General features: G+C 60.7%; 17 protein-coding genes and 1 tRNA gene. 11 read left to right on the top strand and 7 right to left on the bottom strand.

Going from position 1 to position 21,266, the window contains the following annotated elements:
- Positions 1-119 precede the first annotated feature (119 nt).
- Positions 120-566: a CBS domain-containing protein gene (locus tag VM94_RS07815; RefSeq protein ID WP_010398828.1), complete on the top strand. Its 447-nt coding sequence runs from the start codon at positions 120-122 to the stop codon at positions 564-566.
- Between the two features lie 69 nt (positions 567-635).
- On the opposite strand, the gene VM94_RS07810 is transcribed toward VM94_RS07815, so the two are convergent.
- Positions 636-2,897, bottom strand: a complete 2,262-nt coding sequence (locus VM94_RS07810; RefSeq protein WP_046682933.1) for a putative bifunctional diguanylate cyclase/phosphodiesterase — start codon at positions 2,895-2,897, stop codon at positions 636-638.
- Between the two features lie 419 nt (positions 2,898-3,316).
- Here VM94_RS07810 and aroC point away from each other — a divergent pair, with 419 nt between their 5' ends.
- Positions 3,317-4,411: a chorismate synthase gene (gene aroC, locus VM94_RS07805; RefSeq protein WP_046682932.1), complete on the top strand. Its 1,095-nt coding sequence runs from the start codon at positions 3,317-3,319 to the stop codon at positions 4,409-4,411.
- A gap of 154 nt (positions 4,412-4,565) precedes the next feature.
- Here the strand turns inward: aroC and VM94_RS07800 are convergent, their stop codons facing one another.
- A complete protein-coding gene (locus VM94_RS07800) occupies positions 4,566-6,062 on the bottom strand; it encodes an HDOD domain-containing protein (protein WP_046682931.1) in 1,497 nt (498 codons plus the stop codon).
- Complete coding sequence (locus VM94_RS07795) at positions 6,059-7,738, bottom strand: EAL domain-containing protein (protein WP_235432870.1); 1,680 nt, start codon at positions 7,736-7,738, stop codon at positions 6,059-6,061. The genes VM94_RS07800 and VM94_RS07795 overlap by 4 nt, the downstream gene beginning before the upstream one ends.
- A gap of 456 nt (positions 7,739-8,194) precedes the next feature.
- Between VM94_RS07795 and VM94_RS07790 the strand changes: the two genes are divergently transcribed.
- From VM94_RS07790 to VM94_RS07775, 4 genes are all read left to right on the top strand, one after another.
- Positions 8,195-9,877: an isovaleryl-CoA dehydrogenase gene (locus VM94_RS07790; protein WP_046682929.1), complete on the top strand. Its 1,683-nt coding sequence runs from the start codon at positions 8,195-8,197 to the stop codon at positions 9,875-9,877.
- A gap of 144 nt (positions 9,878-10,021) precedes the next feature.
- Positions 10,022-10,672, top strand: a complete 651-nt coding sequence (upp, locus tag VM94_RS07785; protein WP_046682928.1) for a uracil phosphoribosyltransferase — start codon at positions 10,022-10,024, stop codon at positions 10,670-10,672.
- A 22-nt stretch (positions 10,673-10,694) separates the two neighbouring features.
- Complete coding sequence (locus VM94_RS07780; RefSeq protein WP_046682927.1) at positions 10,695-11,057, top strand: Hpt domain-containing protein; 363 nt, start codon at positions 10,695-10,697, stop codon at positions 11,055-11,057.
- Positions 11,058-11,355: 298 nt separating this feature from the next.
- Positions 11,356-11,559, top strand: a complete 204-nt coding sequence (locus tag VM94_RS07775) for a cold-shock protein (protein ID WP_010398811.1) — start codon at positions 11,356-11,358, stop codon at positions 11,557-11,559.
- A 283-nt stretch (positions 11,560-11,842) separates the two neighbouring features.
- Here the strand turns inward: VM94_RS07775 and VM94_RS07770 are convergent, their stop codons facing one another.
- On the bottom strand, positions 11,843-12,754 hold the full coding sequence (locus VM94_RS07770) for a LysR family transcriptional regulator (RefSeq protein ID WP_046682926.1): 912 nt from the start codon (positions 12,752-12,754) through the stop codon (positions 11,843-11,845).
- 215 nt (positions 12,755-12,969) lie between these two features.
- Here VM94_RS07770 and aceB point away from each other — a divergent pair, with 215 nt between their 5' ends.
- Positions 12,970-14,568: a malate synthase A gene (gene aceB / locus VM94_RS07765; protein ID WP_046682925.1), complete on the top strand. Its 1,599-nt coding sequence runs from the start codon at positions 12,970-12,972 to the stop codon at positions 14,566-14,568.
- Positions 14,569-14,647: 79 nt separating this feature from the next.
- Here the strand turns inward: aceB and gloB are convergent, their stop codons facing one another.
- Complete coding sequence (gene gloB, locus VM94_RS07760; RefSeq protein ID WP_046682924.1) at positions 14,648-15,457, bottom strand: hydroxyacylglutathione hydrolase; 810 nt, start codon at positions 15,455-15,457, stop codon at positions 14,648-14,650.
- A gap of 19 nt (positions 15,458-15,476) precedes the next feature.
- Between gloB and VM94_RS07755 the strand changes: the two genes are divergently transcribed.
- The 4 genes from VM94_RS07755 to VM94_RS07740 all read left to right on the top strand — a co-directional run bounded on the left by VM94_RS07755 (position 15,477) and on the right by VM94_RS07740 (position 17,670).
- The gene (locus tag VM94_RS07755; RefSeq protein WP_046682923.1) at positions 15,477-16,253 is read left to right on the top strand and encodes a class I SAM-dependent methyltransferase; all 777 of its coding nucleotides are present in this window, start codon (positions 15,477-15,479) and stop codon (positions 16,251-16,253) included.
- Entirely contained in the window at positions 16,246-16,695 is a 450-nt protein-coding gene (rnhA, locus tag VM94_RS07750) for a ribonuclease HI (protein ID WP_046682922.1), read from the top strand. Before VM94_RS07755 ends, rnhA begins: the two co-directional genes overlap by 8 nt.
- Before the next feature lie 102 nt (positions 16,696-16,797).
- Positions 16,798-17,514, top strand: coding sequence for a DNA polymerase III subunit epsilon (gene dnaQ / locus VM94_RS07745; RefSeq protein ID WP_046682921.1), 717 nt, complete (start codon positions 16,798-16,800; stop codon positions 17,512-17,514).
- A gap of 81 nt (positions 17,515-17,595) precedes the next feature.
- Positions 17,596-17,670 (top strand) — tRNA-Val (locus VM94_RS07740).
- A gap of 332 nt (positions 17,671-18,002) precedes the next feature.
- Here the strand turns inward: VM94_RS07740 and VM94_RS07735 are convergent.
- Positions 18,003-19,367 carry an erythromycin esterase family protein gene (locus VM94_RS07735; protein WP_138829113.1) on the bottom strand — a complete coding sequence of 455 codons (1,365 nt, stop codon included), beginning with the start codon at positions 19,365-19,367 and terminating at the stop codon, positions 18,003-18,005.
- Between the two features lie 267 nt (positions 19,368-19,634).
- Positions 19,635-21,113 carry a hypothetical protein gene (locus VM94_RS07730; RefSeq protein WP_052755610.1) on the bottom strand — a complete coding sequence of 493 codons (1,479 nt, stop codon included), beginning with the start codon at positions 21,111-21,113 and terminating at the stop codon, positions 19,635-19,637.
- Between the last annotated feature and the right edge of the window lie 153 nt (positions 21,114-21,266).

Here is a 21,266-nt window from a genome sequence, read left to right as displayed (position 1 = left end):
CTGCGCAATCCCCCACGATTTGATTGCGCGCAAGGCTGGATTTTTCCGCAGGCATAGGCTACAGTCGCAGTAAGGGCTAGAATAACTAAAATACCAATCACGCGGACAGGACGGCCAATATGAAAGTATCTGAAATTCTCCAAGTCAAGGGCAATATTCTCTACACGGTCACGCCTGACCAGCCCCTGCTTGACGCGGCCAATACCATGGCTGAAAAAGACATCGGTTCGCTGGTGGTCATGGAATTTGGCGACCTGGTCGGCATGCTGACCTTCCGCGAAGTGCTGAACGCGCTGCATGAAAACGCGGGCCAGATCGGCGGCGGCACCGTGCGCAAGCACATGGATGACCACCCGATCACCGTCACCCCGGATACGGAAGTGAACGAAGTGCGCCGCATCATGCTGGAAAAACATGCGCGCTACCTGCCCGTTATGAACGCCAAGACCTTGCTGGGCGTCATTTCCTTCTACGACGTGGCGCGCGCCGTGCTCGAAGCGCAAAGCTTTGAAAACCAGATGCTCAAAGCGTACATCCGCGACTGGCCGGCCGAAACTACCGATTAAGCGATCACTATGCAGTAAAAACAACGCCGGCAGATGCCGGCGTTTTGCATGGTCGATTCAAAGTGATGCCTAGGCAGCGCCCTGCAGCGCCTCGTTGTTCAGCCAGGTGCCCAGCGCCGTCGCTGTCATCGGGCGGGCGAACAGAAAGCCTTGCGCCATCGGGCAGCCCAGCGCCTGCAAAATTTGCGCTTGCCGTTCGTCTTCCACGCCTTCGGCGATCACGGCCAGGCCCAGGTTGCGGCCCAGCTGGATGACCATTTCGGCGATGCTGCTGCCGCGCGCGGAACCCGTGATTTCCGTCACAAACGCGCGGTCGATTTTCAGGCGGTCCACTTGCAGGCGCTGCAAATAGGATAGCGAGGAAAACCCCGTGCCGAAGTCGTCGATGGCGATGCTGACACCCGTCTGCTTGATCTGCCACAGCATCTTGATCAGCAGATCCGGCTCTTCCATGGCCATCGATTCCGTGATTTCCAGTTCAATGAACTCGGGCGGCGCCTGCGTTTCTTCCAGTGCCGCGCGCAGCATTTCCAGGAACAGCGGATGGCGGAACTGTACTTGCGACACGTTGACGGACATGACGAAGTTGCGGTGGCCCTGTTCGCGCAGCAGCACCAGTTCGCGGCAGGCCGTGCGCAGCACCCATTCACCGAGGTCGATGATGATGCCCGAGTATTCGGCGATCGGGATGAAGCGGTCGGGCGAGATGAATTTGCCATCCGGCGTCTGCCAGCGCAGCAGCGCTTCCGCGCCCACGGGGCGGCGCGTCGTCAGGTCGATCTGCGGTTGATACACGACAAACAGCTGGTCCTGGCTGAAAGCCGTGCGCAGCGCGTGCATCATGCGCACCCGTTCGCGGATTTCGATGCCCATGCTGCGCGAGAAATAGAAGTGGCCGGCGCGCTGCTGGCTTTTTGCCCGCTTCAGGGCGATATCGGCATCCTTCAGCGCATCGGCGCCCGTGCCCGCATGTTCACCGAGCCGCACGAGGCCCAGGGTGGCGGACAGCTGCACGTCTTGGCCATCGATGCAGAACGGCGGCTGGAACAGGGCCAGGATCTTGTTCGGGTTGACTTGCGACGAGTCGCCGAGCACGCAAAAGATGTCGCCGCCCAGGCGCGCCACCGTCAGCTGGGGACCCAGCTGGGTTTGCAAGCGGCCCGCCACGGCGATCAGCAGGGTGTCGCCGAACTGGTGCCCCAGCGCGTCGTTGGTCTCGGCAAAGTGGTCGAGGTCGACCAGCGACAATGTGGCGTCGTCGCGCGCGGGGCCGGACAAGGTGGCGTCGAGGATTTCCACCAGGCGCGTGCGGTTGGGCAGCTTCGACAACTGGTCGTAGAAGGCGGCGTTGTGCAGGTGCGACACCAGCTCGACGTTGTCCAGGCCCACGGCGACGTTGCTGCAGAATACTTCCAGCAGGCTTTCATCGATGGCGGACAGGGGGCGCGGCAGGACCAGGTAGGCGGCAGCGTCGCGGCTGGCCTTGCCCGCGAAGTACAGGGTGGCGTAGTCGTGCGCGTACACATTGCGCCGCTGCGCCAGGGTGTGCTCGATGGCGGCCATTACGCGGGGGTTTTGCAGGCCGCACAGGGCGCTGTGCGGCAAGCTGGAAAAGCTGCCCGTGCAGGCCGAGACGAGCAGCTCCTTGCTGCCGTTGTCCTGCAAGTCCTGCACGCACAGCACGCCGTCGGCGCGGATGCCCAGCAGGTCGGCGATCTGCGCCAGCACGCCGGCCGAGAAATTCTGCACGCCGTGCAGCGCCATCAGCTGCGTGCTGGCGTGGACGATACGGTCCAGGCCGCGCCGGCTGCTGTTGATCGAACGGATCTGCTCGTACGAGCGGATGGCCGCCGTCACCGTCGTAAACAGCTTGATGCGCGTCAGTTCGGACTTGGTCTTGTAATCGTTGATGTCGAAATCGCGGATGGCGTCGATTTCCGGCGCATAGCCGGGCTGGCCCGTGCGCAGGATGATGCGCACGTCCGTCATTTTCAGGGTTTCGCGGATGTAGCGCACCAGGTGCAGGCCCGCATCATCCTGTTCCATCACCACGTCGAGCAGGATGACGGCGATGTCGTCTTCATGCTTGAGCAGTTCGCGCGCCTGGCCGGCCGAATACGCATGCACGAATTCCAGCGGGCGGTGCTGCATTTCCAGGTTGCCGAGGGCGAAAGTGGTGGTGGAGTGAACGTCTTCATCGTCGTCGATGATCATCACCCGCCAGACGCTGCGCGGTGCGGCCGTCAGCGGCGCAGCCGGTTGCTCATCGAGGAATACCAGGTCGTCGTGATCGTCCTTGTTGGCGTCAAGGGGGATGATCGGTGCGGGCATGTATAGCTTCTCCAGGATGACTCGATGTTTATACGAGCGCGTCGCAAAAGCCCATGGCGTTGTTGCGTTGCCTCGCCGTACTTGCGTACTGTCTTCGGCAACGCGCCTAGCCCTGGGCATTTGTGATGTGCTCTCGGCGCAGTCCAAATCGGTTTGATAGCCAGTATTGTGTGGCGCGCTTTGATCCAAGTATATAGCTATTTAATAAGCAAAATGTTTTTTTAAATCTATTCTGTGGGGCAATATTTCTTGATTTGCATGATTGCAACTCATATCTGGTGTTTTTTGCATGAAAAAATACACGGGATTAAAAAATGGCGATTTGGGTGGGGCAATATCGGGCTTGGTCGTGGCATTAGCGGCATGGCATGCCCCGCAGGCTGGTAGAATTGAGTTTTCCAGTCCCCACACTTCCTACTATGTCCGGCAATTCTTTTGGCAAGCTGTTTACTGTTACCACTTTCGGCGAATCGCATGGTCCGGCCATCGGCTGCGTGATCGATGGCTGTCCTCCAGGATTGATCCTGTCGGAAGCCGATATCCAGCCCGAGCTGGACCGCCGCAAGCCGGGCACGTCGCGCCACGTGACGCAGCGCCAGGAATCCGATACGGTCGAGATTCTCTCCGGCGTATACCAGGGCGTGACGACGGGTACGCCCATCGCGCTGCTGATCCGCAATGAAGACCAGCGCAGCAAGGATTACGGCAATATCGCGGAAAGCTTCCGCCCCGGCCACGCCGACTACACGTACTGGCATAAATACGGCGTGCGCGATCCGCGCGGCGGCGGGCGCTCGTCGGCGCGACTGACGGCGCCCGTGGTGGGCGCGGCGGCGATTGCCAAGAAATGGCTGCTGCAGCAATACGGCACCACCTTCAAGGGGTGCATGAGCCAGCTGGGCGACATCCCCGTGCCATTCCAGTCGTGGGAACACGTGCATGCGAATCCGTTCTTTGCCGCCAGCGGCGACGCGGACCTGATCGCGCGCATGGAAGAGGCCATGGACCAATTGCGCCGCGATGGCGATTCCATCGGCGCGCGCATCGACGTGATCGCGCAAAACGTGCCGGTCGGCCTGGGCCAGCCCATCTACGACAAGCTCGACGCCGACATCGCCTACGCCATGATGGGCATCAATGCGGTGAAAGGCGTGGAAATCGGCGCCGGTTTCGATTCCGTGGCACAAAAGGGTTCCGAGCACGGCGACGAACTGACGCCGGAAGGCTTTATCGGCAATAACGCCGGCGGCGTACTGGGCGGCATCTCGACGGGGCAGGATATCAGTGTCTCGATCGCCATCAAGCCGACCTCGTCGATCCGCACGCCGCGCCGCTCGATCGATAAAGAAGGCAACCCCGTGATGGTGGAAACGTTCGGCCGCCACGACCCGTGCGTGGGCATCCGCGCCACGCCGATCGCCGAAGCCATGCTGGCGCTGGTGCTGATCGACCACGCCCTGATGCACCGCGCGCAATGCGGCGATGTGTCGGTTTCGACGCCGAAGTTGAAGTAAATTGAAATGTTGTCGGATGACGGGCCTGCGTTGCGGTGATGTCGGGTTACGCCATTCTGGCTAACCCGACCTACGGCCCACGGCATGCGTGCGTGTAGGTCGGATTAGCGGGGCATCGCCCCGCGTAATCCGACAACATCGTTGGCGCTTCCTGTCACGCCACCTTGTTCGCCACCAGCTCCAGCTGGTGCCGCATCTCCACCGACTGCACCAGCAAAGCCCGGATATCGTTGATCAGGTTGAATTCCGTCTGGTTCAATTGGATCGGCGGGAAGCTGTCGTCCCAGTCGCCGTACAAAAATCCCGTGGGGTGGCCGTTGGCCGACAGGGGCAGCACGACGAAGCTGCGCGCTTCGGACAACGTCGCCTTCCACCATTGCGGCAGCTTGGCGGCAAATTTCGGGTCGCGCGCATTGTCGATGAAGATCACGCGGTCGCTATTGAGGGCCGCGTGGAAGACATTCGGCTCATACGCATCGCCAAACACCATCAAATCCTGCAAGTCGGCCATGCCTTCGCCCATGCTGATGCGCGCCGAATACAGATGATCCCTGTGGTTGCGCACGAATGCCACCGAGCGCGAAAAATCGAAGCCCTGGTGCAGCGTTTCGAGCGCCATCGAGACCATCTGTCCCGGGCTGGCGCTGCCGATGGCGCCGCGCAGGTCGGCCAGGCCGCCGATCAATACGCGGTTGCCTTCGGCGCGCATGCGCGTCGACGCCAGCTGGCGCGCGCGCCGTTCGGCCGGTTTCGACAGGGGCGCGATCGACAGGTCGGCCGCCGCCATCGCCTTGGCCTTGTCCACCGCCACCACCAGGTCGGTCGCGGTGATGCCCAGGGTGCCCGCATAATCGTCGATCAGCGCGTGGACCTGCGCCGCGCCGGCCGCATCGTCGTGCCACAGCGAGTCGGCGCAGCGCGCCGCCATCGTCGACAGGCCCGCCATCCAGTCGGCGCCGCTGACGGGAGCGTTGTCGGGCGACGGGTCCATCGGACGCATGCCGTTGATCAGGTGCTGCGGCAAGCCCCAGTGGGCGGCCGTGGCATAGCCCACTTCCGGCAGCGACAGGCCGAGGATTTCGCGCGCGGCGGCAGCTTCGTTGCCGGGACCCGCATGCGCCTGCATGCGCGCCCAGAAGTCCGTCATGTAGAACGTCACCATCATGCGGCCCAGGGTGTGCAGCATTGAGCAGACGACGGCCTGCTCCGCCTGCAGGCTGCCGGCGCTGGTGGCCACCTGCTGCGCCACCATCCCGGCCAGCACGGCCTTTTCCATTTCCACGTGGGCGCTGACGGAATCGGGCGAGGCCTGCGACAATTCCTCGATCAATTTCAGGCCCAGCGCCAGGTGGCCGATGGCGTCGATGCCCAGCACCAGCACGGCCTTCGAGACCGTGTTGACGCGCTGGCCGAAGGCAGAATACATGCCGCTGTTGGCCAGCCGCAGCACCTTGTGCGTGAGGACAGGGTCGGACAGCACCGTTTGCGTGATGTCGAATTCGTGGTCGTCCTCGCCGCGCATGGCACCGAGGATGGCGCTGATGGCTTTCGCGAAGCCGGGCATGTCGCCCTGCTGGCGCGTGCGCGCCCACAGCAGGTCGAGGGTGTTTTTGCCCAGCTGTGTCGGTACCGTGAAATGACCTGGATTCATTGCACCCCTCCGCGCGGTTCATTGGCAGACGGCACAGGCACCAGCGCCGCATAGGTTTTCTCGCTCAGGGCCGCTAGCGCGGCATGGGCCGGCATCGGTTTACCCGTCAGGTAGCCTTGCACGTACTGGCAGCCGCGCGATTCGATGAAGTGCATCTGCTCTTCGGTCTCCACGCCTTCGGCCACCACGGACAGGTTCAAATGCTTGGCCAGATCGAGAATGGTGTTGCAGATGGCCGCATCCTTGCTCGATGCGGGCAAGTCCTTGATGAAGGTGCGGTCGATCTTCAGCACGGAAATGGGGAAGCGCTTCAGATACGCGAGCGAAGAATAACCGGTGCCGAAATCGTCGATGGCGATGCGCGCGCGGCGCTCCGTCATCTTGACGAGGATGGTTTCCGCATGCACGGGGTCGATCATCAAGGTGCCTTCCGTAATTTCCAGCACCAGGTGTTCGCCGGAGAGTCCGGAAAACGCGATGGCGTCATCGAGCACGTCGAGGAATTTGTCGTTGCGGAACTGGCGCGGGCTGATGTTGACGGAGATGTACAACGGCCGCTTGGCCACTTCCTGAAACTGCTTGAGCTGTACGCAGGCCGCCTTCAGCGCCCAGGCGCCCAGCAGGTTGATCAGGCCATTGGCTTCGGCAATCGGGATGAAGCGCACGGGCGGCACTAGGCCCAGGGTCGGGTGCTTCCAGCGCATCAGGGTTTCGAAGCCCTGGATTTGCCGCGTGTGCGCATCGACGATGGGCTGGTAAAAGAGCAGGAATTCGCCTTCGCGCACGGCCTGGAACATGGCCGCTTCCAGCGAAATATCGTGTTCCGACGGGCCATTCAGGCGCGGGCTATAGACCAGGCAGCGGGCCTTGCCCGTTTCCTTGGCGCGCGACATGGCCGCATCGGCCAGCGCCACCAGGCGCACTTCATCTTCCGCGTGCAGGGGATATATCGAGACGCCCACTGACGCCCCCACGTAGATCGTGTGGCCGTCCACTTCGAACGGCGCCTGCAGGGTCGCCAGCAAGCGGCCCGTCACCAGCTTGATCTGCGCGTCCGTGGCGCTGCCCGGCAGCACGGCGACGAATTCATCGCCGCCCACGCGTGCCAGGGTGTCGCTGTCGCGCAGGGTCTTGCGCAGGCGCGCGGCGGCCAGGCGCAGCACGGCGTCGCCGACGGGGTGGCCCAGGCCATCGTTGACCTTTTTAAAACCATCGAGGCCGATGGTGGCGACGGAAAAGCCCTGGCCCGAACGGGCGGCCTGGGCAATCACCATGCGGATGCGGTCCGACAGCAGCAAGCGGTTCGGCAAGCCCGTGAGCGCATCGTGCGTGGCCATGTGGCGCAGCCGTTCTTCCGTATTGTGCTGGGCCGACGTGTCGCGCCCGACCACCAGCAATTCGGCCACGCCGGCCGCGTTCATATAAGAAGACAGGCGCAGCTCGAACCAGATTTCCTGGTCCGGCGTTTGCAGGCGCACTTCCAGGCGGCCCGGTTCGGCCAGGGCGTCTTCCAGCGCTGCCTGCAGCGCCGCGCGCGACGCTTCCGTGGCCAGCGGCAGCAGCAAGTGGCCGGTCAGGCCCGATGGTGCGCCGAACAGGGTGGCCGCGCGCTTGCTGGCGAACAGGATCAGGCCGTCCATATCGAGCCGGAACACGACGTCGCCTGCCTCTTCCATGAGGTTGTCCAACTCGTGGCGAGCCTCGCGGTGGGCGGCGGATGGGGTACTGGAAAACATCGTGCTGGCTTTTACCTTTTTATTATCAGTGCCGGCGCTCGCTGCAGGGCAGGGCGCCAACGGAAAGAGTGCGTCGTGCATGACGCGCGCCATAGGGGCCGAAGGGCGGCTATCGGAACGCGATCCACACGAAATGTATCATTGAAAAGCACCCGATTACATGAAATAGAGCAACATTGCTTCAGGTTTTGCAAATATTCCTGCCTTCCATGAAAAAAATCATGCCGCGCGACGCACGCAGGCATTTTCATTCCACATGGAAACATTTATCTGCGCTCGCTTCCACTGGCGCGCTTGCCCCGTCATGCGCTTTACGCTAGTCTGGCTGGCAGACGGTGTTGACGGTGCGTCCACGGCAGGCAAGGGCGCCATGATAACAAATCGCGGGGGACCCCCATGAATGCTTTTGACACGCATGAAGTTTTCAACCAGGCCACGCCGTTTGAAAACGTCAATCTGTTCGCCTGCGATCCGGCGCTGATCGAAGCGCTGCTGCGCGAGGGCGGCGGGGCGGCGCTGCAGGAACTCGACGCGCTGGGCGAAAGGCTGGGCTGCGCCGAGACCTATGCGCTGGCGCGCCAGGCCAATATCCACACGCCCGAGCTGCAGCAGTTCGACCGGGCCGGGCGCCGCATCGACGAGGTGCTGTTCCATCCGGCCTGGCATGAACTGATGGCCATCCTCGTGGGCGCCGGGGCGCATGCTTCGCCCTGGGCTGCGCCCGGTCCTGGCGCCCAGGTGGCGCGCGCGGCCGCCTATCTATTAGTGGGGCAGGTGGAAAACGGCACGCAATGTCCCGTGACGATGACGTATGCCTCGGTGCCGGCCTTGCGCCAGGCGCTGGATCTGCCGCACATCGCCGCGCGCTGGCTGCCGAAAATCCTGTCGCGCGAATACGATCCCCGCTCCTTGCCCGTCGAGCAGAAGCGGGGCGCGCTGGTCGGCATGGGCATGACGGAAAAGCAGGGCGGCTCGGACGTGCGCAGCAATACCACGCGCGCCGTGCCCGTGCCGCCGGACGAAGCGCAAGCCCTGTTCGGCGGCGAGGCCGGCGGCGCCTGGCGCATCGTCGGCCACAAATGGTTTTTTTCGGCGCCCCAGTGCGACGCCCATCTGATCCTGGCCCAGGCGGAAGAGGGGGGATTGTCGTGTTTCTTTTTGCCCCGCTACCTGCCCGACGGCAGCCGCAACGCCATCCGCGTGCAGCGCCTGAAGGATAAATTGGGCAACCGCTCGAATGCCTCGTCGGAAGTGGAATTCACGAATGCCTACGGCTGGCTCGTGGGGCAGCCGGGGCGGGGCATACCCACGATTCTGGAAATGGCCAGCCATACGCGCCTCGATTGCGTGCTGGGCAGCACCGGCATCATGCGCGCCGCCTTGACGCAGGCGCTGCACCATGCGCGCCAGCGGGCCGTCTTCGGCAAGCCGCTGGCCGAGCAGCCCCTGATGCAAAACGTGCTGGCCGACCTGGCGCTCGAATCGGAAGCGGCCACGGCCTTCGCGCTGCGCCTGGCCCGCTGCTTCGATGAAAAGGACGATCCGCGGCAAGCGATGCTGGCGCGCGTGCTGACGCCGGCCGGCAAGTACTGGATCTGCAAGCGCGGTCCCGGCTTCGGCTTCGAGGCCATGGAGGTGCTGGGCGGCACCGGTTATGTGGAAGACGCGCCGCTGGCGCGCCTGTACCGCGAACTGCCCGTCAATTCGATCTGGGAAGGTTCAGGCAACGTCATGTGCCTCGATGTCTTGCGCGCGTTCGGAAAATCGCCGGCCGCGCGCGACGCCCTGGCGGCCGAGCTGGCGCTGGCCGGCGATGGCGATGCCATCTTTGCTGGCTATCGCGCGCGTCTGCTGGCTGACCTGGACGGGCCGCAAACCGATGAATTTGGTGCCAGGCAATTGTCCGAACGCATCGTGCTGGCCGTGCAAGCGGCCTTGCTGTTGCGCCATGCGCCGCCCTTCATCGCGCAAGCATTCCTGCAGTCGCGCCTGATGCAGGCGCCGGGCGGGGCGTATGGCCGCTTGCCGGCCGGCACCGATTGCGCGGCCATCCTGGCGCGCGCGCTACGCGAGTATTGATTTCAATAAATCCGATTATTTCGAAAATTCCGGCCACAGGCGGGCTGCGGGCTGGGATAATGCTGCAATCCATCATTTTATCGATACACGGCGCTTGCGGCCCAGGCTTGCCGCCGCGCCAGACAGTAGAGAAAGAAAAACAATATGAAACAAGACCCACGCTTCCCGAATTTGTTCATTACCGATCACCCATTGATCCAGCACAAGCTGAGCCACATGCGCGAGCACGATACGTCGACGCGCACCTTCCGCGAATTGCTCAAGGAAATCACCCTGCTGATGGGCTATGAAATCACGCGCGACCTGCCGCTGACCACGCGTGAAATCAAGACGCCGCTCGTCACGATCGACGCGCCTGTTATCGCCGGCAAGAAACTGGCCATCGTGCCCATCCTGCGCGCCGGCATCGGCATGAGCGATGGCTTGCTGAACTTGGTGCCATCGGCCCGCGTGGGCCACATCGGCGTGTACCGCGACCCGGCCACCCACATGCCCGTGGAATACCTGGTGCGCCTGCCGGACCTGAATGAGCGCACCTTTATCCTGTGCGATCCGATGGTGGCGACCGGCAATTCGGCCGTGTATGCCGTCGACGTGCTGAAAAAGCGCGGCGTGACGGACGAGCAGATCATCTTCCTGGCCCTGGTTGCCGCTCCGGAAGGCGTGACCGTGTTCCAGAACGCGCATCCGAACGTCAAGATGTTCTGCGCCGCGCTCGATTCGCACCTGGATGACCACGCCTACATCGTGCCAGGCCTGGGCGACGCCGGCGACCGCATCTTCGGCACCAAGTAAACCGCATCAAGCGAGTATTGCTATGGCAACCTTGATCGATCCGGACTTTCGCGCGCGTTTGCGCGCCTTGAATGAAAAATATGCGGCTGGCGTGCCGGCCCTGTTGCAGGCGATCGCGCAGGCAAGCAGCCGCTGCGACAGCGAAGGCCCCCGCCTGGAACCGTTGACGGAGCTGCACCGCGCACTGCATGCGGTGGCCGGCTCGGCCGCTACCTTCGGCTTTGCCGCACTGGGCCAGGAATGCCGGCGCATCGAACAACTGGTGCGCGCCATGCTCAATGCCCCCGAGCTAGCGGTGGCGGAATGGCCCGCCGTGCGGGCGCAGGTGGCGGCGCTACTGGACTGGGCGGGACGCGATGCGGCCGCCACCCATTTCACCGCGTGAGCGACAGTACTATAGAGATGTGGTTGCAATGATTCATTTGATACAACGCAAAGCACCCGCGTCGCAGATTAGGATATAGTGTCTCCATGCCGCTGCTACAGGGCGCCGCAAGACGGGGATTTGGCTATTAAAGTAGTGTTCGTAAGTTTATTTTGCGAAAGAATGGTTTTTCTCAGTTTTGTTGGTATAATTGGGCATCGTTGGATTCGAGGTAGTAGTGCAGTTTGTCTGTCATTTCTTTCTTGCTTCAAACGATATAACGGGCGCAAGCCCAACTTAACTGAAATAGGAAATTGTAATGGCAACTGGCATCGTAAAATGGTTCAATGATTCGAAGGGTTTCGGCTTTATTACCCCTGACGAAGGCGGCGAAGATCTGTTCGCTCACTTCTCGGCTATCCAGTCGAACGGCTTCAAGTCCCTGCAAGAGAACCAACGCGTTTCTTTTGAAGTGACCGCTGGCCCTAAAGGCAAGCAAGCTTCGAACATTCAGCCAATCTAATACGCTGGATCAAACGAAATAAAGAAATCCTCGGTCTCCGAGGATTTTTTTTCGCCTGAATTTCCGTGAAGCATGGGTTTTTCGAGTGCTTTATGGGCTACGCGGCTCTTTTTGGCATGCATTGCATCATCAGGTAGGTCGGCTTAGCGCTTGCGCGTAAGCCGACAAGAGTGGCGTTGGCAAGATGTGTGAGCTGGTGTCGGCTTACGCTGCGCTAAGCCGACCTACGCCGACCTACACCACTCTGCGTCAAACGACGCTCTACCAGTCCGGCCGGCAGTAGCTAGATTGCTCGTTCACGCCAGTAGTCGGGTTGCGAATAACTGTGCCTTAAAAAATCCACGAACGCCCGTATGCGCAGCGGCAAGTGGCGGCGTTGGGCGAACACGGCATAAATATCATTGCCCGGGGCGGCGAACTGGTCCAGCACCGTCACCAGTTGGCCCGAGGCGATCTCGGCGCCCACTTCCCACATCGAGCGCCATGCCAGGCCCTTGCCGGCCAGCGCCCAGTCGTGCAGCACTTCGCCATCGTTGCAGACCATATTGCCGGCCACTTTTAAGATCACATTCTTGCCGTTTTCGCGGAAAGTCCAGCCACGCTGGCTACCTTCGCTGCTGATCGCCAGGCAATTGTGCTTGGCCAGATCGGCCGGGATGCGGGGCGTGCCCGCCCGTTTCAGGTAGGCGGGTGAACCGACGAGCACGCGCTGGTTGTCGGCCAGCTTGGTGCTTACGAGCGAGGAATCGGACAGGCTGGCGATGCGGATGGCCACATCGATACCTTCGCCGATCAGGTCGACGAGGCGGTCGTTCAGGTTCAGCGACACCGTCACGTCGCGGTGCTCGGCGACAAAAGAGGGAATTAAAGGTGCCACGTGCTGCCGCCCGAAGCCAGCTGGCGCGGAAATGAGCAAATGGCCGCTGGCTTTCACGCTGCGTACTGCCACGGCCGCTTCCGCTTCCTCCAGTTCGCCCAGGATGCGCTGGCAATCTTCCAGGAAGGCGGCGCCTTCATTCGTCAACGCCAGCTTGCGCGTCGTACGCTGCAGCAATTTGACGCCCAGGCGCTGCTCCAGCGCATCGAGGCGCCGGCCTATCATGGCCGGTGCGATCCCTTCCGCGCGCGCGGCGGCCGACAGGCTGCCCTTGGCGACCACTTCCACGAACGTCGATATTTGTCTGAACTGGCCCATTACGGCTCCTGCTATGTCTTCACTTGTGATAAAAACGCATAGATGAAGTGATTTTTAATCTCGTTTCCATGCCTTATAGTGCAATACTATAGAACAAACGCGCCGCCTTGCAGAGTGTTTTTGCGCCTCTGTCCAGCTTGTCCCCGCAGTCGTTCAGCTTATACTTGGATCACCAGATTACCTTTGCTTATATTTATTAAAAACCGGAGAACTTCATGACGCAGAACACGATCGCACTTCCAGAAGGCATGCAAATCACGGGTGACATCCAGCCCGGCTATGAACAGATCTTGACGCCGGCCGCGCTGGCGCTGGTGGCCAAGCTGACGCGTGCTTTCGAGCCGCGCCGTCAGGAATTGCTGGCCGTGCGCGTGGAACGCGCCAAGCGCCTCGATGCGGGCGAGCGTCCCGATTTCTTGCCAGAAACCGCGCACATCCGCGACGGCGACTGGAAGATCGCGCCGATTCCGAAGGCGCTGGAATGCCGCCGCGTGGAAATCACGGGTCCCGTCGAGCGCAAGATGGTCATCAACGCCTTCAATTCTGGCGCGGACAGCTATATGACGGACTTCGAGGATTCGAACACGCCGAACTGGGATAACCAGCTGACAGGCCAGATCAATATGTTCGACGCCGTGCGCAAGACGATTTCGCTGGAGCAAAATGGCAAGTCGTACAAGCTGAACGACAAAATCGCGACACTCGTCGTGCGTCCGCGCGGCTGGCACCTCGATGAAAAGCACGTGCTGGTCGATGGCAAGCGCATTTCCGGCGGCATTTTCGATTTCGCCCTGTTCATGTTCCATAATGCCAAGGAGCAATTGGCACGCGGCGCCGGCCCGTATTTCTATCTGCCGAAGATGGAATCGCACCTGGAAGCGCGTCTGTGGAACGATATCTTCGTCATGACGCAAAACGAATTGGGCTTGCCGCAAGGCACGATCAAGGCGACGGTGCTGATCGAAACCATTCTGGCGGCCTTCGAAATGGATGAAATCCTGTACGAGCTGAAAGAACACAGCTCGGGCCTGAACGCGGGCCGCTGGGATTACATCTTCTCGTGCATCAAGAAATTCAAGCTGGACAAGGATTTCTGCCTGGCCGACCGCGCGAAAGTGACCATGACGGCGCCATTCATGCGCGCCTATGCCTTGCTGTTGCTGAAAACCTGCCACAAGCGCGGTGCACCAGCGATCGGCGGCATGGCAGCCTTGATCCCGATCAAGAACGATCCGGAAAAGAACGACATCGCCATGGGTGGCGTGCGCAACGACAAGGCGCGCGACGCTACCGACGGCTACGACGGCGGCTGGGTTGCCCATCCGGGCCTGGTGGAACTGGCCATGGGCGAGTTCACGAAAGTGCTCGGTGACAAGCCGAACCAGATCGAGAAGCAGCGTCCCGACATCGACGTGAAAGCATCGGATCTGCTGAACTTCCAGCCGGAAGCGCCGATCACGGAAGCGGGCTTGCGCTACAACATCAACGTGGGCATCCATTACCTGGGCAGCTGGCTGGCCGGCAATGGTTGCGTGCCTATTCACAACCTGATGGAAGACGCGGCCACGGCCGAGATCAGCCGCTCGCAAGTGTGGCAGTGGATTCGTTCCAGCAAAGGCGTGCTGGAAGACGGCCGCAAGGTCACGGCCGAGATGGTGCGCGCCATGATTCCCGAAGAGCTGGCCAAGGTGCAGCGCGATGCGCCAGGCGGCAACGGCCCGACCTATGTGCGCGCCGGCCAGATTTTCGAGGAAATGTCGACGTCGGAATCGTTCGCCGAATTCCTGACCTTGCCGCTGTACGAGGAAATCTGATCCTGATCAAATAGCAGCATAAAAAATCCCGGCGATGCCTTAAGCATCTGCCGGGATTTTTTATTGTGGAAGAGTTCGCTTAAAAATTATTCTTCCACATCCGTAGCGCGGCAAACGCTTCCACGGGTGAGGCATCTGCCGCCAGCTTGCCTTCCACTTTCAGGCTGGTCAGGATCGCCGGTTCGCGGTAGCGCAGGAAGGGATTCGTGGCCTTTTCCAGGGCGATGGTCGACGGCACGGTCGACAAACCCTGCTGGCGCTTTTCCGTATCGATGGCGATGCGTTCCTGCAAGGCTGCATTGCCCGGCTCGACGGCGTTGGCAAAGCGTAAATTGGACAAGGTGTACTCATGCGCGCAGAATACCTCGGTATCGTCGGGCAGGGCGGCCAGCTTGCCCAGCGAATCGGCCATCTGGCCCGGCGTGCCTTCGAACAGTCGGCCGCAGCCGCCCGCAAACAGGGTGTCGCCGGAAAACAGCCACGGCGCGCCGCTGCGCTCGTCGCGCTGGCGCACGTAGGCGATATGGCCCTTGGTATGGCCGGGCACGTCGATGACGCTCATCTGCAAGCCCAGCTCGGGCACGTGGGCGACATCGCCTTCGGCAAGCGGTTCCGTGATGGCTGTGATAGCCTCATTGCGCGGGCCGAAGACGGGGACGGCGAAATGCTGCAACAATTCAGGCACGCCACCCGTGTGGTCGGCGTGGTGATGCGTGAGTAAAATGGCGCACAAGGTCAATTGATGGGCTTGCAGCGCATCGAGGATGGGCGTCGCGTCGCCGGGGTCGACCACGGCGGCGTGGCGGCCGTCATGGATCAGCCACAGGTAATTGTCGGCAAAGGCGGGCACGGCAAGTACCGATAAAGCGTGTTCAGGGGAGTGTGTCATGAGCAAAAGAGAAAACTGAATGGACAGTGCGGCATCCGAAAAATCCATTATAGCGCTTGACGGCTGGCTGCAGACGCCGGCCGGTCTGTACGTGCGCGCCTGGGAGCAGCAATGCCTCGACAGCCTGACCGTCGACATCTTCGGTTTTAATGCCGTGCAGATCGGCTTGCCCCAGCTCGACGCGCTGGCCGCCAACCGCATGCCCAACAAATGGCTGCTCGATGCGCGCCTGCCTTTGCAGTCGCCGCAGGGTCGTCGCCCGACCCTCGTGTCGGCCTTCGACGAGCTGCCGTTTGACTCGCAAAGCCTGGACCTGGTGGTCTTGCCGCACGTACTCGAATTTGCCGCCGAGCCTCACCAGGTCTTGCGCGAAGTCGAGCGCGTGCTGATCCCGGAAGGGCGGGTGATCGTCTGCGGCTTCAATCCGGCCAGCCTGTGGGGCATGCGCCAGGGCCTGGGACGGGTCACGGGACGCCATTACCTGCCGCAGGCAGGCGAGCTGATCTCTATGCCGCGCATGAAAGACTGGTTAAAATTGCTGAACATGGGCGTCAGCCAAAGCTACTTCGGCTGCTACGCACCTGCCTGCAGGACAGAAAAATGGCTGCGCCGCAACGCTTTCATGGACAGGGCCGGTGCGCGCTGGTGGCCATATCTGGGCGCAGTGTATATAGTGCAGGCGATCAAGCGCGTCAAAGGGATGCGTTTGATCGGTCCGGCGTGGACCAAAAAACCGGCGACGGCGCCCGCAGGCGCACCGGTCACGAATAAAAGGCGGGAACAGCAAGATGGCTAAGTTTGAAGACAAGGTAGAGATTTACGCCGATGGCGCATGCAAGGGCAACCCCGGCACAGGCGGTTGGGGTGCACTGATGGTGGCCGATGGCGCCAAGAAAGAAATTTATGGCGGGGAACTGAATACGACGAATAACCGCATGGAATTGAAGGCCGTGATCGAAGCCTTGACGGCGCTCAAACGTCCGTGCCAGGTGGTGTTGTATACCGATAGCCAGTACGTCCAGAAGGGCATCAGCGAATGGATCCACGGCTGGAAAGCGCGCGGCTGGAAAACGGCGGCCAAGGCGCCCGTGAAAAACGTCGACCTGTGGCAAGCGCTCGATACGGCCCAGGCCGTCCATGAAGTGGAATGGCGCTGGGTGCGCGGCCACAACGGCCATCCGGGCAATGAGCGGGCTGATCAGCTGGCCAACCTGGGCGTGGAAACCGTGCGCGCCTGATGTTAAAAATTCCTGCCGCGAAACAGCGAGCAGGGCGTAATCGAAGGGTGCAGGTTTGCTATACTGTGCCCTTCGCTTTTTGCTTTTACGACTGAATCCGCCATGCGTCAAATTGTTCTCGATACTGAAACCACCGGCCTGAACCCGCGCACGGGAGACCGCATCCTGGAGATCGGGGCGGTCGAGCTGAGCAACCGCATGTTGACGGGGAATAATTTCCACCATTACATCAATCCGGAGCGCGATTCGGAAGAGGGCGCGTTGGCCGTCCACGGATTGACGACGGAATTCCTCAGCGACAAACCGAAATTCGCGGAAATCGCCGACGAGTTCCGTGCCTACATCGCCGGCGCAGAACTGATCATCCACAACGCCCCGTTCGACATCGGCTTCCTGAACGCGGAATTCAAGCGCCTGAACCTGCCACCAGTCCACGAGCAAGTGGTTGGCGTGATCGACACCTTGGTACAGGCGAAGGAAATGCATCCGGGCAAGCGCAACTCGCTGGACGCCCTGTGCGACCGCTACGGCGTCTCGAACGCCCACCGCAAGCTGCACGGCGCGCTGCTCGACTCGGAATTGCTGGCCGACGTCTACCTGGCCATGACGCGCGGGCAAAACAGCCTGAGCATGGAAGAAGAAGTGGAAGTGGCCGCGGACGGCGCCGTGCTGGAAATCGTGCCCCTGGCCGAAGTCATCTTCCAGAGCGCCACGGCCGACGAACTGGCCGCCCACGAAGCCACCATCGCCGGCCTCGACAAGGCCGCCAAAGGCCAGTGCATCTGGACCGCCGTCACGGCGCCGCCAGCGGCCGTCTGAGAAAAAAGCGGCGCATGGCAAATTTCCTCTTGCCAGCCCTTGCAGATGCCGCAACACCTATGCGATAATTCGCCTCGCTTCGGGAGGTTAGCTCAGGGGTAGAGCACTGCATTCACACTGCAGGGGTCGCAAGTTCGAAACTTGCACTTCCCACCAAGAATTCGCAAGACATATTAAAGCCGACACATTATGTGGTCGGCTTTTTTATTGCGTGTGACCCATCCTGGAATGAGTTGACACTTTTTCACGATAGAAAGGAGTGTCCGGTGGAACAAGGGTTTCGACGCAGTCAGCGAGATGACAGCCTGGTTTTGAAACTGAGCGTTGTGGAGCAGGTGGAAAAAGGCACGCTGACGGCATGCCAATTCCTGTGTCCTTCCCAGGGACTCGAGTTGCCTGGATCGCCGTTGGGGAGATCGTCCTGGTTCAGATCGAGCCATCATGACGCAAGATCGGCAGCGCTTGGCTGATGACCGATGGCGATATTGTCACAGGTCCGACGTTGCGTTCCCATCGGGAATGACCAGTACAAAATCGTAGCCCTGAATCATGCCTTGGACACTGCTGTCTCCATTCGCCAGGGATTTAGCCGATCCCAACAAGGGGCGCACGTCGAACAATGACCATTCCTTATGCTCTTTCGCTGCGGCAAAGAAGGGCAATACGCCAGCCATGGCGGATTTGGTATCGACTTTTCCGATTTCTGTTGTAGCCGACGCGCGCCCAATGCCAGCAAATTGCGCCTGCTGGCCTTTGGAAGCCAGCACCAACACATGCAGCGATTTTTGTCCGCGGCCTTCCGCATATTCAGCCAAATAATTGCCGATCTCCCGGCTGCCGGCACCAAGCGGGTTATAACCTCGGAATACATGAATTGCGCCGGCTTTCAGCAGCATTCGCTGTGCGGGCGCAAGCGTCAAATGGCTGGTCACATACTGCTTCATCAGCCTGGCACGCTGTGTATTCGACGAATACCCTTGTCCCGGAGTCATGTTTTTAATATAAATGCTGCGGCTTTCAATCAAGGAATTTAACATCGCCAGGGCGGGCATTTCCTTGGGTGTTGTGAGCAGCTTCTGTAACGCGAATAATTCTTCTTCTTTGATTTTGACCATGAAAAGCTCTCTTGGGTCTCCGCTTTCCGACGCTCGGCGATAGTCGTCGCTTTCAAGCTTGCGAAAGGCCTCGACTTTTGATTTCGCCAAAGGACCAAGCGGTTGCGCCGCCATTTGGTCGAGCAAATATTTCGAAGCGCCCATGAGTTCCTGATCCATTCCCACTAATTGGAACGATGGTCCGGCGGCTTTAGCGATACGGGCCAGGAATTGCGCTTCATCCTGCCACTTGTAAAAAGCAGTAGCGACGGGATATGCCTGATTAAATGCTGCTATGCCAGCGACGCCAGTATTGGACTTCAATGTTTTTTCCAAAGCATCGGCAACAGCCGGCCCATTTTCGACAATAAGCGTCGTAAATCCTTGACTTGCCAATTCTTCAAAATATGCCGCCGAAAAATGCGCAATTTCTGCAATGCCATGGTCCTCACCGATGAGTACGAATTGGCTTTCCAGACCCGCGTCCATCAATGTTGCCGCGCCTGGACCAACCATCTTTCCATGATCGACTGCGATAGTCGTGCGAAGGGCGGCCAAGCGGTCTGGCAAAGATAGCGGCTTATCGGCCGAGAATACAGGCATGGCCAAGCTGGCCAACATGGTAAAAATAATTATGGAACGAGGTTTTCGCATTGTTTTTCTTGAAAGTGTGTTCTGGTCGGCGATTTCAATCGCGGTGTATTTGGACGCAGGATGTAAAGCCGCCAGTGCAGGATGTGCTGCTTGTCTGGTAAGCAATCGCGATCGCGTTCAATAAGTATGCTATTTGGCAATCCTACGGTAAATCAGGCGACGCGACAACGATCCCGACACAGAGGGGGTGAATAATTTTGTGTCAACGGTCATTTGACGGGACATTGCCGCCAGCGTGCCGTAGCGAGCGGCGAGGGCGAAGCTGTTCATGCCGATAATTGCCGCGACAAGATGACTGTTCGGGGAGGCGGCCTGAATCGTCAGGATGCGCCTCCCGGCATCAATCCGGGAGGCGGCAATTGCTTGCGTATGCTAATTGCCCACCGCCCGATCCGGGATGATCCATTGGAAATCCGTGAGGGTGAAGGGCGCCAGGCAGGAGCTCTTGGGGTTGAGCGAGGCGCGCAGGTTCGGGCACTTTGGATTTTGATAGCTGGCCACGCCTGGTGTCATCGCTTGCGAACTGGCTGGCCAGCCTGCGTTGGCGTGGCAGGTGTAGCAACTGGTGCCGACCGGGTGCGTCACCAGTTCGATGTACGGGTTGGTGGCGACGGGGAGCAGTTCCGGATTGCCTTTTTCCGGGATGCCGTAGGCTTCCGTCAGCAAATAGTGTTTCCACGGTCCCCGGGCCTGGAGGCCGGCGGGACGGTTGGCGGCATACGGCATGCTGTCAGGACGATCCGACCACCACACGCTCTGCAGTCCCCAGCTGGGAATTTCCTTGGTATTGATGTGCATGGCGACGGTGACCAGATAGTCGCCGGCGCCGAATGGCTGGCCGTTCAGCCAGTAGCTGGCGGCGTTGATGATGGCCTTGTCGGCTTCGTCGAAACTGGCCCAGTCGGCTTCGCTCACCTTGTGGTGGTAGAAGTCTTGCAAGCCATATACTTTGGCGGCTTTGGTGATGAGGGGCCATGGCGTGGTGGTGTCGTGCTTGTACACGCCATGGAGGTAGCTGACCTTGGCCATCTGGCCGACCTGCTTGCCGTCCGGGTCGATGGCAACGGCCGTATGCCACTGTTCGTAGCCCGCATAACCGGTATATTTGGCGCTGAAGTCGTCGTGCCACACGGGCAAGGCGGTCAGTCCCCTGGCTTTCACGGGCCAATACATGTGCTTGGTCACGACATAGCTGGCTGGCGCATTCAGGTTATGCACGCGCTTGGCCGGATCGTCCTTGCTGTACAGGGCGTTGAGCGTGCTTTGCTTGTAGACGGGCTGTTTCGGGTCGCGGATGAATGCGAGCGCCTCCTTGCTCAACGATTCCGTCGCGATCATGATATCGCCGTTGAAGGCGAAGTGGATGCCGTCGCGGATGCTGATTTTGACTTTCCCTCGTTCCGTCGTGCGGACTATGGCGCCAGGATACGCCGCGATGACCTGTTCCGGGATGCGGTAAAACGGTGTGTTTTCCAGGTTGACGGGAGTCAATGTGCTCGCCCCCAGGCGACCCATGCGGCGTTTGGCTGGCTTCACGTCCGCCGTGGCGGTTGCCGCAGTGCCGGTCACTGCCGCCGTGTCGGCGAACGCGTCAGTGCCGTTGGGCCAGGTGTACCAGACTGGCCAGTCCAGGCCGGCGGCCGGCTGCATGATGCCGGCCCACAACCGCCAGCCGTGTGCGCGCACGACGGCGTTGTCGCCTGTCTTGATCGCCGTTTGCAGCGCGCGGGTTTCTGCCGGTTCCAGATAGCCATAGCCCTTGGGGAAGGGCTGGTAGGCGGGCGTGCCGGCGGCCGCGGTGGCGCAGAACAGGACGGCGAGGCTGGCGGACACTAACTTGGGAGCGGACATGAATGCACCTGTTTTAAGTTTAGTTATTGAAAGACATAGTATCCGCAAATAATTGATGAAATCTCAATAATTGTCACTGCAGATTGCCCTGGCGAACGACACCGTGTATGGTCTCGCAAGCCCGGCGCCTGGCGGGTATCGCCGAGCGCCTGA

The sequence above is a fragment of the Janthinobacterium sp. KBS0711 genome (assembly GCF_000988085.1).
Taxonomy (GTDB): Bacteria; Pseudomonadota; Gammaproteobacteria; order Burkholderiales; family Burkholderiaceae_D; genus Janthinobacterium; species Janthinobacterium lividum_E.
This window is presented reverse-complemented; position numbering and strand designations above follow the sequence as displayed.